We start from the raw sequence: 15,296 nt of genomic DNA, 5'->3' as shown, positions 1-15,296 counted from the left end.
TAAAATTAACGACGACCTTCAGCGATAACAGAAACGGCTTTGATTTCTGCGGCTTCTTGTTCTTGCTGTTCCTGACGCTCACGAACATCCAGAATTTTATTGTTAATGAGGCCTTGCTCGATTTCACGCAGAGCGATAACAGTCATCTTATCGTTTTCTTCAGGAACGAGAGGATCTTTACCACCTGATTGCAATTGGCGTGCTCGGCGAGCAGCGACCAACACTAGGTCAAAACGGTTACCAATTTTCTCTACTGCGTCTTGAACAGTTACGCGTGCCATATATGTGCTACTCCACAGATAAATAAATGACTGGGCATGATACTGAAACTTGGTTCAGTCTGCCAATAATTTGCTGATTAAGGCGTCATGCCGCTGGGTTTGGCGATCTAATCGTAGACGCTCTGAACGAATAACAGATTGTAAATCGGCCAATGCCGTATTGAAATCATCGTTGATGATAACGTAATCATATTCGTTGTAATGTACCATCTCTGCGACAGCCTGAGCCATGCGAGAGGCAATAATTTCTTCGTTGTCCTGACCTCGCCCACGCAGGCGGCGGAGCAACTCTTCCTGTGACGGTGGAAGAATGAAAATGCTGCGGGCTGCCGGCATTTTCTGGCGGATTTGCTGTGCACCTTGCCAGTCAATATCAAGAAAAACATCAACGCCACTGGCAAGGGTATCTTCGATAACTTTCCGGGAAGTGCCGTAATAGTTACCAAAAACACAGGCATGTTCCAAAAATTCATCATTACTGATCATAGTTTGGAATTCATCCACAGTGACGAAAAAATAATGCTCACCATGATTTTCGCCCGGACGCGCTTGGCGTGTTGTATGTGAAACTGAAACCTGAGTGTCATACAAAGGCTGAGTTTTCAATAAAGCCTGAATAAGGCTTGATTTGCCTGCTCCACTCGGTGCAGAAACAATATATAACGTTCCTTGGTTCATGATGATTTCTTGACTGATTGGGTATAAATAAATGCAAGCGCAGGAATATAAAATCCCACATAGTATACACGGATACGTAAACCCATGCAGCGTTACAATACATGCCAATGGGAATTTCAACAAAATTTTTTCTTAACAAGTCGATGTTACTGCTTAATTTTGCGAAACAATTTCAGGAAAAAGAAATGGTTGCAGATAACAGTCATTTCTTTTTCGAAACGCTTCGCAAACCTGTCTTTTCCATCTTGGTAAAAATCATGGAGTTCCCTATGCTCTGCTCGTGTTTTTAGGAGCCTACGGAGCAAGGATGCTTAATTCTCTCATTATTTTTTTAATCACAGCATGGATGTTGCTATTCGGCATGCCAATGGCAGTCGCAGACGAAGTCCGTTGCCCTGAATGGCTGCCGGAAAAACTTCAGAATGAAATTAACCAACTGACACTGCAGGTGAATAAGTGGGAACATCTTTATCGTCAACAAGGCATTAGTGAAATAGACGATGAAATCTATGACCAATTACTGGAGACCTTGGGATTTTGGCAACGTTGTTTTCAACAGGAGTCAGGTCGCGCGGATTTTTTGGAAAATAAGGTAACAGATATACCGATGCTGCCTGTGACACAAGGAAGCAAACAGGTTCATCCCGTCCGCCACACAGGCTTAAATAAGCTGAAAACCGTGCAGGAGGTTCATCAATGGTTACAGGGGAGAAAAGACGTTTGGCTGCAACCTAAGATTGATGGAGTTGCTGTGACTTTGGTGTATGAAAAAGGCCAGTTAAAGCAGCTTATCAGCCGCGGCAATGGGATAGAAGGGAATGATTGGAAAGATAAAAGCCGATTTATCACCAGTATTCCTGAGCAGATAGATAATGCGCCGGAACGTTTGGTATTGCAGGGGGAGCTTTTCTGGCAGCAGGCAAACCATCGGCAATCCGTCATGGGGAGTCAGGGGGCACGCAGCAAAGTTGCGGGTTTAATGATGCGTAAAACACCTGCACCGGAACTTAAGCATATAGGCATCTTTATCTGGGCTTGGCCTGATGGGCCACAGCCAATGGGAGCCAAGTTAAAGCAATTGGCATTAATGGGGTTCCCTGTCACTCAGCAATATAGCCATTCAGTAACGACCGGGGAAAATGCTGAAAAGAGGTGGAAAGAGTATTTTTCCCAGCCTTTGCCTTTTGCTACGGATGGGGTTGTTTTACGCCAAGAAGTCGAGCCTAGAGGCCCGCAATGGCAGGCAGGATCGAACAGTTGGGCTGTTGCATGGAAATATCCCTTACAGCAGCAAGTCACAACCATAAAAAATGTCAATTTCACGATAGGCAGGACAGGAAAGGTATCTACGGTATTGGAGCTAGAAAAAGTGAAATTGGACGAGCGGTCAATCAGCCGCGTCAATATCGGTTCTGTCAGGCGTTGGAAACAGTGGAATGTTTATCCGGGCGATAAAGTGACTGTCGCTCTGGCGGGGCATGGTATACCCAAGCTCGATAAAGTGGTGTGGCGTATTTTTGAACGTGCTGATATTCAGCCACCGGATGAGCGAGACTACCATTTTCTCAGTTGCCTCACATTCAGACATGATAGCGGTTATGGCGCTGACATGAAGGACGGAGGAAAAGACGGGCAGTATTGCGAACAACAGTTTATCGCCCGTTTAACATGGCTCGGCGTAAAATTAAAAATGAAAGGCCTCGGACAAGGAACGTGGTCGGTGTTGGTAAGACACGGGCTGGTAGCGAATTTAACGGATTGGTTGACGTTGAATAAGGAGCAGCTTGAGGAAGTACCAAATATCGGTGCCAAACGTGCAGAAGCAATATTTTCCCAATTTCAGCAGGCAAAATTGCGTCCATTTCCATTGTGGCGTGAAGCCATAGGAATGCCTTATGCCAATCGGTTGACGGACGATATCAACTGGCATGGGTTGTTATCAAATAAAGTGGCAACAAACACTCTGACCGCAAAACAAACAGAAAAAATCTCAGCGTTTTTACAGCATCCAGAGATTAAGGCCGTGATTCAGAAACTGGCTTTACACGACATTAAGGAAATGCCGTGGAGTAGGGAGCATGGAACAGAGGCAGAAAAAAACAACAGGGAAAATAACAATATGAAAGCTAAAAACATGGCACCGATAGGAATGGATAAAGGCGATTGAAAGAATTAGGCAATAAAGTGGAAATAGAGAGAAGGGCAGAGAAAACTGCCCCAAAGAAGCAAGTTAGTTAATGATCGGTTCCATCATAATTGAAGATGGGCAAACCAAGACGGTAACGGATTGCAATCAAACGGGCGGTTAGCCCTGCAACAAGTGTAATTAAGATCACACTATTTGGATGTAATGGAGTATGTAATAAAGCGATATACAGCCAGGCAGCTGCGAAAGAGACGCCAGCATAAATTTCTTTTTGGAATACCAGAGGGATGGTATTGCAAAACATATCGCGTAATACTCCGCCAAAAACGCCAGTAATGACAGCCGCAATCGCTGCGATAATCGGACTGTAGTGCATGTCCAACGCAATTTGTGCGCCAATAATGGAAAACACGATTAAACCAATTGCATCAAGGATGAGAAAGAGGCGGCGTAAATGTTTCATCATGGGAGCAACCCAGATGGTGAGTACAGCAGCACAGGCAACGGTCACAATGTATTCTGGGTTTTTTACCCAACCTAGCGGGTAGTGACCTAGAATGATGTCACGGACGGTTCCACCTCCAATGGCTGTCACGGAAGCAATGATGATAACGCCGAACACATCCATTTTTCGACGCCCTGCGGCTAATGCGCCTGTCATGGCTTCAGCCGTAATACCGATGATGTAGAGGACACTGAGTAGCATAAATTTGTTCAAATGGAATATAACGTATAAGTAAAGAGTACTGTTGAAATAATAACGCCTCGACTGAAATTTTTTAGTTAAATCTCAATAAAATTAGTTTTTATTATCCGAAACCTCGCGAAAAAAGGTGGGAAAATGGTCTTCAAGGAACGCCAAATTACATTCGACAGCCGTAGCCATCAGATAACTAATATAAATATCTGGACGCCGGATAGCCAGTGGATAGTATACGATGTCCGTCCGAGCGGGGCGTCTTTTACGGGGTTAACGATAGAAAAAATTCATGTCGAAAATGGACAAATTGGAATTATCTATCAGGCAAAAGAGGGTGCCCATGTCGGTGTTGTGACAGTCAGCCCTAAAGAGCCGGTAAATTATGCGTTTATTCATGGCCCGGAAAAGCCAGACGACCAGTGGCAGTACGATTTTCATCATCGCCGTGGGGTCATTGTTTCTGATACTCAGCCAAATGTGGCAATTAACATTGATGCCATGGACATTACTCCACCTTATACCGCAGGTGCATTGCGTGGTGGCACACATGTCCATATTTTCAGTCCTGATGGCAGTCGCTTGAGTTTCACCTACAACGATCACGTGATGCATGAGTTAGATCCTGCCCTTGATTTACGTAATGTCGCTGTGGCTGTTCCACTGCGGGCTGTGGCTTCAGCGAAAAAACATCCGCGGGAATACGATGGCAGCTATTTTTCAGTTGTTGTTAGCGAGACTACCGTAAATCCACGCCCTGGAAGTGATGACATTAATCGGGCTTACGAAGAGGGATGGGTCGGGCAACAGGGATACCTCAAAGAGAATGGTCAATGGCAACGTTGGGCACTAGCTTTTATTGGTGATACTCGTGCAGAAAATGGCGACAAGGTTCCGGAAATTTATCTCGTTGATTTGCCGGAAAACGACGAAGATTATGCAATTGAGAGCCAGCAGCCCTTGGCGGGAACTGAAACAGCATTGCCGGCTCCCCCTTTAAGGGTAAAACAGAGGCGTTTGACTTTTACGCATGGTAAACGCTGGCCGGGAGTGGTGAATGTTCCTCGGCATTGGTTGAGGGCTTCGCCGGATGGCAGCAAAATCTGTTTTTTAATGAAAGATGAAAAAGGGATAGTCCAATTATGGTACATCTCGCCAACTGGCGGTGACCCCAAACAAATAACCTATGGCATGGACGATATACAGTCTGCTTTTAGCTGGGATAGCCGTGGTCAGTTTATTGCCTGTGTTTGTGACAACAGTATCGTGCTTTACGATAGTGAAAATGGAAACATGCGGCGTTTAACAGAGCGCACCGACGAAGCACCCTGTGCAGATGCGGTAGTCATATCACCGGATGATCGCTACGTTGCCTTTATGCGCGATATTGACGGATATCGGCAAATATTTATAGCCGAAACAGGGATTGTATAGTTGCATCTGTAATAAATTTGCTTAATGGGCATCGTCAATGAATGGCGATGCTGATATGGCTTTATGATGACTTATTTTTTTCCAGTTGCTCAATTCGATGTTTGGGAGATTCTGTCGCGTTGTCCCGATCAGAACGGGCGTAATCGTAGGGAAGTAGGAGTGTATCTAAAAGCGCGGAAAAAGGGAGGTCGGCCGCAAGCAGGGGCTTCATGATCCACCCAGTATTTTCGTCTCTGATCATGCTAATATTGGCTTTTGCGCCAGAATAGTAGCCTTGATGGGGGCCACTGTGTGTCATAATGCTGGAGCAGCCTGTCACAAGCAGCCAGCCCAATGTGGAACATAACAATAGAAGTATTTTACGGTTTTTCATCATTTCCATGATCTCAATGAATTAATTTGCCAGTGTCCAGAAACCTTATTCGCCCTTAAACGCTACTGTTCTCAACGCGTGAAAATAACCTTCAATACTGTTTATTCATTAATACTATTTACTATAGTCATGTAGTACTCAGTTTGCTATAGCACTTATCGTTAAATTTAATAAATTTTTGTGATGGAAATTTCAAATTTGTTTTTATGTTGATTTTTGGGAGGAGAATATCGGGAATAGTTGTTCTCTTTAACTCAATAACAAGAAAAAGTATTTGTCTTTTTAGAGGATTTAATAGCCAGATTTTATGTTTATCAGGAAATTCATCTCCCTAAGATGAATTTCCTGATAAACAGGTATGAAAATACGCAAATTCTAGCTTAAGGCATATATTACGAAAATTATTTATACATAGTGTTTATATGTATCGTTTTTTAAATTGCGGTTTGGGGTTGAATTAAATTGTTTGTATTTTTAATACGAGTACCTTGTTTATTGGTATTCAATAGATTATCCAGTAAAAGAAAAACAGTAGTTGACCCGGTAACATAGTGACTGGAGATCTAACGTAAATCTTGGCGATACACTGATACCATCTATCAGCATGTTCAGTTGAGCCAGATTAAGGAAGAACCAAACCAGCCATGATTCAGCATTCCCATATTGGAATGCGAGATCTCTGAGTGCTATTTGGGCCTCTACCTTATTGAGTTTTATGAGATTGGTTAAATCTCATATGCTTTATCAGTTGCAATATAATATTCAATATCTTGAGTCAATTTACGTGTTGATTACTTATTGGCTATTGGTTTTTTCTGTAATTTTCCTCTGAAATTTATAGAAAATATTAGGGTGTTATAAAAGCATCTTTTGATAACAATCATAAAAATACATTATGTAAATTCAGAAATTAACACTTAATACATCGTGTAACTTAAGGAAATGTCTTTATGATTTCAACAAAGGCTTGGCAGTGGTTACAAAATCCCGATCCTCTCCATTTATCGCTTGGAACAAAAGAATTACCAGAACTTAAGGAACATCAGGTCTTAATTGAAAATCATGCAGTAGGACTCAATCCTGTTGATTGGAAATTATTATCTGGATTATCGGATAACTGGGAGAAATACCAGATTCCGGGTATAGATGGTATGGGTGTAGTGATTGATACTGGAAAGAATGTAAACCATATTAGGTTGGGTACAAGAGTCGCCTATTTCGCTGATTTGAATCGAGACGGAAGTTTTAGCCAATATACTATCGTCGATGCCAAAGCACTTCTGGTAATTCCTAATTCATTGAGTGACTTATCTGCGGCTGCATTTCCTTGTGCTGGCCTAACAGCCTATCAGGCGATGAGTAAAGTGCCTTTCTTGGCCGGAAAAAACGTTTTAGTAAACGGTGCAGGAGGGGCGGTAGGCAGCCTCCTTTGTCAGTTATTGGTAAGTAAAGGCGCTATAGTTCACGCTGTTGCGAGTTCTCATCGCCATGATTTTTTACGTGCCAGAGGGGTGAAGGCGACATATGACTATCATCAACCCCATTGGCGAGAAGAATTAAAGCAAGCCCCTTTGTATGCTGCATTTGACATGGTGAGCAATCAGAGCGCCTTATTTTTAGCCCCAATGCTGGAATATTATGGTCATTTAGTATGTGTACAAGATCGAGTAGAGAGTGCGCCATTGGCCGCATTTACTACATGTATATCGCTGCATGAGGTAGGTTTGGGAGCAATCTATACTTATGGCAATGATTATCAGTGGAATCAGTTAGTAAAAGAAGGAGAAGCTCTTTTACAACAAATTAGTCGCGGTGAATTAATGTTGCCTAAAATTAAAACGATAGCTTTTGAGGAAATACCAACGGCACTTAATTTATTGTTGCAGAAGAACGAGGGTACGAAATATGTCGCGGTTCTTTAAATAAAAATACACTTTTACTTGGCATGAAATGTATTAGCTCAGGTTTGAGCTAATACTGCTGAATACCCCGAGCCCTAGGTGTATAACTCGGGTATTCATATTTATTCACTGCTACATAGGCGCTGACATTGATAAGGGCATAACTATTCTTTCGAAGTAATCAATTATTTGATTAGAAGATATTTGCGGTTTTGCCCTGAAATTATATGAAATAAGAGGTTAAGAATCGCTTTAGATGGAGATGCCAATCGACCAATTTAGCTATCATCTTTCTTTGTACCTATCAGAAATAAAAGCTTTCCTGTTTTTGAAGTCGATAAGTATCTTTCTATTTCTGAGGAAGTTGTTTCCTAGCAAACCGCCAACGTTACCCAGATGTTTAAAATGCCCATCATCAACAACAGCACCAAAACTCAGGAAATTTCCAATTTTTGGTTTAATTGTGAGCGTGGCGGCCTGACATCCTGCGTTATCCATCTTCGGGTCGACCACTAGGCAGCTTATGGGTTCAAACTGTTTAAGTCTCTCCCGCCAAACCATAGACACTGTAGCACCCGTATCAATCATCATATTTACGGGATTACCCTCAATGATGAAAGTTGTATGGGGGTGGAATATTCGTCAAAATTAAGTGTAAGAGTTACCGAGTCTTCTTTGTTAGCAAAACAAGATACAGAATAAATCGTGAGAACAGCGCATGAACATGTTGATAATCAAGAATTGATTTTTACCATTGTTCAGCTCCGCTATTTTTGAATATTTTTTCGTTATGGTTTCTTCATCAATGCTGGCTTTCATCAGGCGCAAAGCCGCGCAACGGGATTGGCAGTATCTGGCAAAGAATCTAAATCGTTTTGAAACGGATTGGCAGAATCATCAAAACAGAGGGTATTACTGCTGACTACTCTGAAATGGTTTTTCAGCGGAAATAAGATTCATTGTTAATATATTTACTCAATCCATTAAGTGTGCTTTAGGTCACATAATACTGCCCAATCCACCTTATTTGGCCGTAATTTGGGATAGTAGAGGCAATTTAAAGTTAAAAAATACAGCTTATTCAAACTATTACATAAATATTTTTCTGGTTAAATATACGCAGTTCAGGGAAGGTATATAAACAAGGATTGTTTTCCTTTCCTAGTGTGTGTGAAGAATTCTTTTGGGATTCTAATAACTACTGTCCTGTTCGCAGGTAAAAGTCCTCGTTATCATCTTGCTCCCTCCCCCCTAAATGAGGGAGCTTTTTTTTATTTTGATGATGGCCGCTTGCTGTACAGATTAACGTTCAGCCTCTCTATGAGCTATTTCAACCTCTTCAGACAGAATACGGATGCCTTCTTCGATTTTTTCCTCATCAGGGATATAGTTCATGCGCATACATTGATGGGCATGAGGCCAATCATGTTCCAGTCCAGGGAAAAAGAAATGACCCGGAACCATCAGTACTTTCCTTTTCTTTAATCGCTGATAAAGCACTTCCGTTGTAATTGGCAGGTTTTTGAACCAGAGCCAGAGGAATATTGCCCCTTCCGGTTTATGGATAAGGCAGCGCCCTTCTGGTAGATGTCGGCGGATAATCTCAATTACGCGCTCTACCCGTGCCTTATAAAACGGCTGAATGACATTTTGCGATAGACGGAACAGATCATTGCGTCTGATCATCTCCAGAGCGATAGCAGGCCCGACGCCACCCGGAGCGAGGCTGATAATGCCATTCATGTTGCTGATAGCATTGATGATTTTTTCATTGGCGATGATTATCCCGCAGCGTGAGCCAGGAAGGCCAAGTTTGGACAGGCTCATGCACAGGATAATGTTGGGATTCCACAGCGGGGTCGCTTCGCTAAAAATAATGCCGGGAAATGGGACGCCATAGGCATTGTCGATAAGTAGGGGGATTTGATGCTGTTGGGCAATTCCATCCAAACGCAGGAGTTCTTCGTCAGTGATGACATTACCGGTTGGATTGGTTGGGCGAGAAACACAAATCAGATTGATATCTTCGGTAATATTTAAATGTTCGAAATCAACGTGATATTTAAATTGCCCGTTGGGCAGCAGTTCAATATTGGGTTTATTCGCAACAAATAACCCTTCATCCAAACCGGAATCTGAATAACCGATATATTCTGGCGCAAGGGGAAATAAAACCCGCTTCATTGAACCGTCTTCAGACCGGCCGGCAAATAAATTGAATAGATAGAAAAAAGCGCTTTGGCTGCCGTTGGTCAGAGCAATATTCTGTGGTTGGATCTCCCAACCCAGCTTTTCTTGTAATTCTTGGGCCAGTGCATTAATAAGCGTATTTTTCCCTTGTGGCCCGTCATAGTTACAGAGTGTCTCGCTCAATTGGCCGCTTGACGCCATGTCAGTCAATATTTGCTGGAAATAATCATCCATTTCAGGAATATGGGCAGGATTACCGCCACCCAGCATAATTGCGCCAGGTGTTCTCAGGCCTTGGTTGAGATCATTCATCAAGCGAGTAATCCCTGAATTTTGTGTAAATTTGTTTCCGAATTGCGAGAATTTCATAACGGTGTTTGCGTCTGTTTTTTTGTATAAGATGGAGACACCATACTCTGCCCATTACTAGGGTGCAATGGAGAAAAGTAGCTATTCTGTATTTATATATATTGTATATCAGGTAATTTCTGGATTTAACAACCTGATATTTGAGTTTAATCCAGTTTTTTATTTTAACGTGATATTTTTGTTTATTTTTATGCGCTAATTTTAAATTTTTCTCCATTGATAGATAATTAACTTACGTGACAAACAATTTTTAATGAACGCCATTATTAATTTGGGCTACTTTCTTGTGGTTGCCTATAGTTATTTTCGGCATAAGCAAGTGGTGAGGTGATCATTTACCAAGCCTGCTGCCTGCATAAAAGCATAGCAAGTCGTGCTGCCAATAAATTTAAACCCTCGTTTTTTCAATGCCGTGGAAAGAGCGTCAGAAATGGCAGTTTGAGCAGGAACTTCTGCCGATGTTTTCCAGTGATTGATCAGGGGAGAATCATCAACAAAGCGCCAGATAAATTTGCTGAAATCGTCACCTTGTTCTTCCATGCGCAGATAAGCGCGGGCATTATGAATGATGGCGTTGATTTTCGCGCGATTGCGCACAATGGCAGGCTCTTTCATTAACCGTTCAACATCGCTTTCATTCATTTTAGCTATTTTGACCGGATCAAATTGGTGATAACACTTTCTGTAACCTTCGCGCTTTTTCAGGATGGTGAGCCATGATAAGCCAGCCTGTTGCCCTTCCAGGCAAATCAACTCGAACAGCCGTTGGCTCTCTTTCAATGGCTTGCCCCATTCATTGTCATGGTAGGCCAGATAATCAGGATCGGATGTTACCCAACCGCAGCGAGTACTTTCTGTATGCATAAATGATTGGCTCATAAACTAAACATCCCCACAGATGAAATTGAAGAATAGAGCTGATTTTAACTGTATAAATATACAAGTAAAGAGACTTAAATAAGATTTTTTTATACTGCGGCAAAATTGGCAGGCGATCAGTGCTGTATATCTTACGGTCAAAGGGTATACTGGCTCCTTTCGTTTAATTCTTATGTATCGCGTGCGGATTCAACATGCAAAAGTTTGATACCAAAACCTTTCAAGGGCTCATCCTGACTTTACAGGATTACTGGGCAAATCAAGGCTGTACCATTGTCCAACCACTGGATATGGAAGTCGGCGCAGGAACTTCTCATCCTATAACCTGTTTGCGTGCTTTGGGGCCTGAGCCTATTGCCGCAGCTTATGTGCAACCCTCCCGTCGTCCAACTGACGGTCGTTATGGCGAAAACCCAAACCGCCTCCAGCACTACTACCAATTTCAGGTTATTATCAAACCATCGCCGGATAATATTCAGGAGCTGTATCTTGGTTCTTTGAAAGAGCTGGGGCTTGATCCTACCGTTCACGATATCCGTTTTGTTGAAGATAACTGGGAGAACCCAACCTTGGGCGCCTGGGGGCTGGGCTGGGAAGTTTGGTTAAATGGCATGGAAGTGACCCAATTCACTTACTTCCAGCAGGTTGGCGGCCTTGAGTGCAAGCCTGTAACCGGCGAGATTACTTACGGTTTGGAACGTCTTGCCATGTATATTCAGGGCGTTGACAGCGTTTACGATCTGGTATGGAGCGATGGCCCGCTGGGTAAAACCACGTATGGCGATATTTACCACCAGAATGAAGTAGAACAATCCACTTATAACTTCGAGCATGCCGATGTGGATTTCCTGTTCACCTGCTTTGAACAATATGAAAAAGAAGCGAAGGAGTTGCTGGAACTGGAAGTTCCACTGCCACTGCCAGCCTATGAACGCATTCTGAAAGCGGGTCATACGTTCAACTTGCTGGATGCCCGCAAAGCGATTTCCGTGACTGAACGTCAGCGTTATATCCTGCGCATTCGCACCCTGACCAAGGCAGTTGCTGAAGCTTATTATGCCTCCCGCGAGGCGCTTGGCTTCCCTATGTGTAACAAGACTATTCGTAATAAGAACTAAGAGGCCATCATGACTCAACAGACTTTCCTTGTGGAAATCGGTACAGAAGAGCTACCACCAAAAGCACTGCGTTCGCTGGCTGAATCTTTTAAGGCTAATTTTGAAGCAGAGCTGGATAACGCTAATCTGGGTCATGGTGAAGTTAGCTGGTTTGCGGCTCCTCGCCGTTTGGCGCTGAAAGTGGCAGATCTGGCAGCAGCACAGGCTGATCGCGAAGTTGAAAAACGTGGCCCTGCCATTGCTCAGGCATTCGATGCCGAAGGTAAACCGACCAAAGCGGCGGAAGGTTGGGCCCGTGGTTGTGGCATCACTGTTGATCAGGCCGAGCGCATGGTCACGGATAAAGGTGAATGGTTGCTCTATCGCGCCCAAGTCAAAGGCCGTGAAGCCAAAGCGCTGTTGGCGGAGATGGTGAGCAACTCGCTGGCTAAACTGCCTATCCCTAAATTAATGCGTTGGGGTGATAAAGAGACCCAATTTGTTCGTCCGGTGCACACTGTCACGATGCTGCTGGGCAGCGAAGTGGTTGAAGGCAGCATTCTGGGTATCAAGTCAGACCGCATTGTGCGCGGGCATCGCTTTATGGGTGAGCCTGAATTCAGCATTGAGAATGCTGAACAGTATCCGACTGTTTTGCTGGAACGTGGCCGCGTGATCGCAGATTATGAAGCACGTAAAGCCGTAATCAAACGTGATGCAGAACAGGCCGCTGCTCAACTTGGCGGTGTGGCTGATCTGAATGACAGCTTGCTGGAAGAAGTCACTTCGCTGGTGGAGTTCCCAGTTGTTCTGACTGCGAAATTCGAAGAAAAATTCCTCGACGTTCCTGCTGAAGCATTGGTTTACACCATGAAAGGCGATCAGAAATATTTCCCTGTTTACGACAAGTCAGGGAAATTGATGGCGAACTTTATTTTTGTCAGCAATATCGAATCTTCTGATCCGCAGCAAATTATTTCCGGTAACGAAAAAGTTGTGCGCCCACGTTTGGCGGATGCTGAATTCTTCTTCAAAACAGACCGCAAACAGCGTCTGGAAGATAATCTTCCACGTCTGGAAACCGTCCTGTTCCAGAAACAATTGGGTACACTGCGTGACAAAACCGACCGCATTCAGGCTCTGTCTGGCTGGATTGCGGAACAAATCGGCGCAGATGTGGAACATGCAGCTCGCGCGGGTTTGCTGTCCAAATGTGATCTGATGACCAATATGGTGTTCGAATTCACCGATACACAGGGTGTGATGGGCATGCACTATGCCCGTCACGACGGTGAAGCCGAAGAAGTGGCGTTGGCATTGAATGAACAGTACCAGCCGCGTTTCTCAGGTGATGAATTGCCATCAACAGGCGTTTCTTGTGCGGTCGCCATTGCCGATAAAATGGATACATTGGCAGGGATCTTCGGTATCGGCCAGCATCCGAAAGGGGATAAAGACCCGTTTGCGTTGCGTCGTGCGGCATTGGGTATTCTGCGTATCATCGTTGAGAAAAAACTGCCTCTTGATCTCCAGACTCTGGCAGAAGAGGCGGTGCGCCTGTACGGTGACAAGCTGACCAACGAGAAAGCCGTGGATGATGTGGTGGAGTTTATGCTCGGCCGTTTCCGCGCATGGTATCAGGAGCTGGGTTACAGCGTTGATACTATTCAGGCGGTACTGGCACGTCGCCCGACCCAACCGGCTGACTTTGATGCCCGCATGAAAGCGGTAACGCATTTCCGCACCTTGGATGAAGCGGTTTCTCTGGCGGCTGCCAATAAGCGTGTTTCCAACATCTTGGCAAAATCAGAAGAGAAACTGAATGACAGCGTTCAGGCTTCCGTCTTGAAAGCAGCAGAAGAGATCCAACTGGCAACACATCTGGTTGTGTTGAAAGAAAAACTGGTACCACTGTTTGCGGAAGGCAATTATCAGGATGCGCTGGTTGAATTGGCTTCCCTGCGCGAAGTGGTAGATGCGTTCTTCGATAATGTGATGGTCATGGATGAAGACTTGCAAGTCCGAGTCAATCGCCTGACATTATTGAGCGAATTGCGTGATCTGTTCTTGCGTGTTGCAGATATCTCACTGCTTCAGTAAGTACTGTCCGGCGAATATGATTGAACTGTTTGCCTGAAGCTGTTGTTTTGTATAGAACTCTTGTTTGACATAAAACTTTAGCTCCGTAAAACCGCCCGCTTAATCACGGGCGGTTTTCTTTTTAGGTTCAGGGTTTGGTCGGCATCTCAGTCTGGCAAACTGCTTTATTTACATGCATACATATTGCGACAGAGGTAGCTAGCCAAGAGCACCAGCGTACCTCATGGTTTGTTACGTCTTTTTTATGGCCCAGTACGTACCGACAGACACTAACAGCCAAGTCATCATAGTGGCGCTGATGGTGGCTTCTGAGAGGATGCTGGTATTGCCATACAACTGCATGAGCACAACCAACACGGGCATCAGAGGAGAAATAATCGCTACCCTGAACGGATCGAGACTTTTTAGGGCGAATTGTATCAATACCATAGGAATCATTACAAAGATCAAGGTTGTCAGTAGGATGGACAGAGCCAGATCCTGATTGAACACGACCTCGTGAGTGGAGAAACCAATAATGCCGGAGAGGATGATGGTGAGATAAAAGCGAAGGCACATGACATCCACAATACCAAAACCATTCAGCATGATTTTTTTAGTCAGAATATTGTTCACCGAAGTTGCAATCCCGGCCAGACAGCAACACAGCAACGACAGCGCGACTTGCAGAGGCGGTGTGCCTGCGATGATGCCTTCACCGTACCAAGCCTGAATGCTAAGAAAGACAATAATAAGAAACAGGGCCAAACTGACACCCAGCAGCTTGAGTGATACAACCTGTTTCAGGAACAAACGAGAAATTACTGCCGTTGCAATCGGGTTGATTCCAAGGGTAAGTGTCGTGACCAATGTGGGTTGGAGGTAAGTGAGTGGATAAATCAGCAAACCCCAACCGACGAAACTACTGACATTGAGGAGCAGCACTGGGCCGATAACACTCTTTTCTCGGATACGGCGCCACAGTGCGCCGATGTGACGGATATTCCAGAATAAAAAGACCACCGTAGTCAATGTAAAGGTAAAAAAACAGACGATGAAAGGACTTAAACGCTGACTTATTTCACTCGTCATGAGCATTGAAAAGGCGGTGATAAAGCACCAACTATAAGCTGCAAAGTAACCCATATATTGACGCATACGATTTCCTTTAA

General features: G+C 44.1%; 13 protein-coding genes. 5 read left to right on the top strand and 8 right to left on the bottom strand.

The annotated features are described in order from the left end of the window. Window positions 1-5: 5 nt before the first annotated feature. Window positions 6-281 carry a DNA-directed RNA polymerase subunit omega gene (rpoZ, locus tag BM100_RS07820; protein ID WP_010848451.1) on the bottom strand — a complete coding sequence of 92 codons (276 nt, stop codon included), beginning with the start codon at window positions 279-281 and terminating at the stop codon, window positions 6-8. Between the two features lie 54 nt (window positions 282-335). Next, window positions 336-959 (bottom strand): guanylate kinase, encoded by a 624-nt coding sequence (gmk, locus tag BM100_RS07815; protein WP_092509636.1) that lies wholly within the window; start codon window positions 957-959, stop codon window positions 336-338. Window positions 960-1,266: 307 nt separating this feature from the next. Here gmk and ligB point away from each other — a divergent pair, with 307 nt between their 5' ends. Next, entirely contained in the window at window positions 1,267-3,126 is a 1,860-nt protein-coding gene (gene ligB / locus BM100_RS07805; RefSeq protein WP_092509632.1) for an NAD-dependent DNA ligase LigB, read from the top strand. 67 nt (window positions 3,127-3,193) lie between these two features. Here the strand turns inward: ligB and BM100_RS07800 are convergent, their stop codons facing one another. Continuing rightward, the gene (locus tag BM100_RS07800) at window positions 3,194-3,811 is read right to left on the bottom strand and encodes a trimeric intracellular cation channel family protein (protein ID WP_092509630.1); all 618 of its coding nucleotides are present in this window, start codon (window positions 3,809-3,811) and stop codon (window positions 3,194-3,196) included. 135 nt (window positions 3,812-3,946) lie between these two features. On the opposite strand from BM100_RS07800, the gene BM100_RS07795 reads away from it, so the two are divergent. Next, on the top strand, window positions 3,947-5,236 hold the full coding sequence (locus BM100_RS07795; RefSeq protein ID WP_092509628.1) for a YidR family protein: 1,290 nt from the start codon (window positions 3,947-3,949) through the stop codon (window positions 5,234-5,236). Between the two features lie 61 nt (window positions 5,237-5,297). Here the strand turns inward: BM100_RS07795 and BM100_RS07790 are convergent, their stop codons facing one another. Next, on the bottom strand, window positions 5,298-5,609 hold the full coding sequence (locus tag BM100_RS07790) for a YceK/YidQ family lipoprotein (RefSeq protein ID WP_092509988.1): 312 nt from the start codon (window positions 5,607-5,609) through the stop codon (window positions 5,298-5,300). A 950-nt stretch (window positions 5,610-6,559) separates the two neighbouring features. Here BM100_RS07790 and BM100_RS07785 point away from each other — a divergent pair. Beyond that, window positions 6,560-7,531 carry an alcohol dehydrogenase catalytic domain-containing protein gene (locus BM100_RS07785; protein ID WP_092509626.1) on the top strand — a complete coding sequence of 324 codons (972 nt, stop codon included), beginning with the start codon at window positions 6,560-6,562 and terminating at the stop codon, window positions 7,529-7,531. Between the two features lie 264 nt (window positions 7,532-7,795). Here BM100_RS07785 and BM100_RS07780 read toward each other — a convergent pair whose 3' ends face one another. From BM100_RS07780 to BM100_RS07770, 3 genes are all read right to left on the bottom strand, one after another. Beyond that, window positions 7,796-8,101 carry a hypothetical protein gene (locus BM100_RS07780; RefSeq protein WP_092509624.1) on the bottom strand — a complete coding sequence of 102 codons (306 nt, stop codon included), beginning with the start codon at window positions 8,099-8,101 and terminating at the stop codon, window positions 7,796-7,798. A gap of 711 nt (window positions 8,102-8,812) precedes the next feature. Further along, window positions 8,813-10,069: a valine--pyruvate transaminase gene (locus tag BM100_RS07775; RefSeq protein WP_092509619.1), complete on the bottom strand. Its 1,257-nt coding sequence runs from the start codon at window positions 10,067-10,069 to the stop codon at window positions 8,813-8,815. Window positions 10,070-10,369: 300 nt separating this feature from the next. Beyond that, window positions 10,370-10,933 carry a DNA-3-methyladenine glycosylase I gene (locus tag BM100_RS07770; protein WP_092509986.1) on the bottom strand — a complete coding sequence of 188 codons (564 nt, stop codon included), beginning with the start codon at window positions 10,931-10,933 and terminating at the stop codon, window positions 10,370-10,372. 209 nt (window positions 10,934-11,142) lie between these two features. Here BM100_RS07770 and glyQ point away from each other — a divergent pair, with 209 nt between their 5' ends. Further along, a complete protein-coding gene (gene glyQ, locus BM100_RS07765) occupies window positions 11,143-12,066 on the top strand; it encodes a glycine--tRNA ligase subunit alpha (protein ID WP_092509617.1) in 924 nt (307 codons plus the stop codon). 9 nt (window positions 12,067-12,075) lie between these two features. Next, the gene (glyS, locus tag BM100_RS07760) at window positions 12,076-14,145 is read left to right on the top strand and encodes a glycine--tRNA ligase subunit beta (RefSeq protein WP_092509611.1); all 2,070 of its coding nucleotides are present in this window, start codon (window positions 12,076-12,078) and stop codon (window positions 14,143-14,145) included. Between the two features lie 231 nt (window positions 14,146-14,376). Here the strand turns inward: glyS and BM100_RS07755 are convergent, their stop codons facing one another. Then, window positions 14,377-15,282, bottom strand: coding sequence for a DMT family transporter (locus BM100_RS07755; protein WP_092509609.1), 906 nt, complete (start codon window positions 15,280-15,282; stop codon window positions 14,377-14,379). Between the last annotated feature and the right edge of the window lie 14 nt (window positions 15,283-15,296).

It is taken from the genome of Xenorhabdus mauleonii, assembly GCF_900113945.1.
GTDB lineage: Bacteria > Pseudomonadota > Gammaproteobacteria > Enterobacterales > Enterobacteriaceae > Xenorhabdus > Xenorhabdus mauleonii.
This window is presented reverse-complemented; position numbering and strand designations above follow the sequence as displayed.

Coding starts and splice junctions, on each gene's coding strand:
- rpoZ (WP_010848451.1), bottom strand. CDS start 281: ATGGCACGCGTAACTGTTCAAGACGCAGTAGAGAAAATTGGTAACCGT.
- gmk (WP_092509636.1), bottom strand. CDS start 959: ATGAACCAAGGAACGTTATATATTGTTTCTGCACCGAGTGGAGCAGGC.
- ligB (WP_092509632.1), top strand. CDS start 1,267: ATGCTTAATTCTCTCATTATTTTTTTAATCACAGCATGGATGTTGCTA.
- BM100_RS07800 (WP_092509630.1), bottom strand. CDS start 3,811: ATGCTACTCAGTGTCCTCTACATCATCGGTATTACGGCTGAAGCCATG.
- BM100_RS07795 (WP_092509628.1), top strand. CDS start 3,947: ATGGTCTTCAAGGAACGCCAAATTACATTCGACAGCCGTAGCCATCAG.
- BM100_RS07790 (WP_092509988.1), bottom strand. CDS start 5,609: ATGAAAAACCGTAAAATACTTCTATTGTTATGTTCCACATTGGGCTGG.
- BM100_RS07785 (WP_092509626.1), top strand. CDS start 6,560: ATGATTTCAACAAAGGCTTGGCAGTGGTTACAAAATCCCGATCCTCTC.
- BM100_RS07780 (WP_092509624.1), bottom strand. CDS start 8,101: ATGATGATTGATACGGGTGCTACAGTGTCTATGGTTTGGCGGGAGAGA.
- BM100_RS07775 (WP_092509619.1), bottom strand. CDS start 10,069: ATGAAATTCTCGCAATTCGGAAACAAATTTACACAAAATTCAGGGATT.
- BM100_RS07770 (WP_092509986.1), bottom strand. CDS start 10,933: ATGCATACAGAAAGTACTCGCTGCGGTTGGGTAACATCCGATCCTGAT.
- glyQ (WP_092509617.1), top strand. CDS start 11,143: ATGCAAAAGTTTGATACCAAAACCTTTCAAGGGCTCATCCTGACTTTA.
- glyS (WP_092509611.1), top strand. CDS start 12,076: ATGACTCAACAGACTTTCCTTGTGGAAATCGGTACAGAAGAGCTACCA.
- BM100_RS07755 (WP_092509609.1), bottom strand. CDS start 15,282: ATGCGTCAATATATGGGTTACTTTGCAGCTTATAGTTGGTGCTTTATC.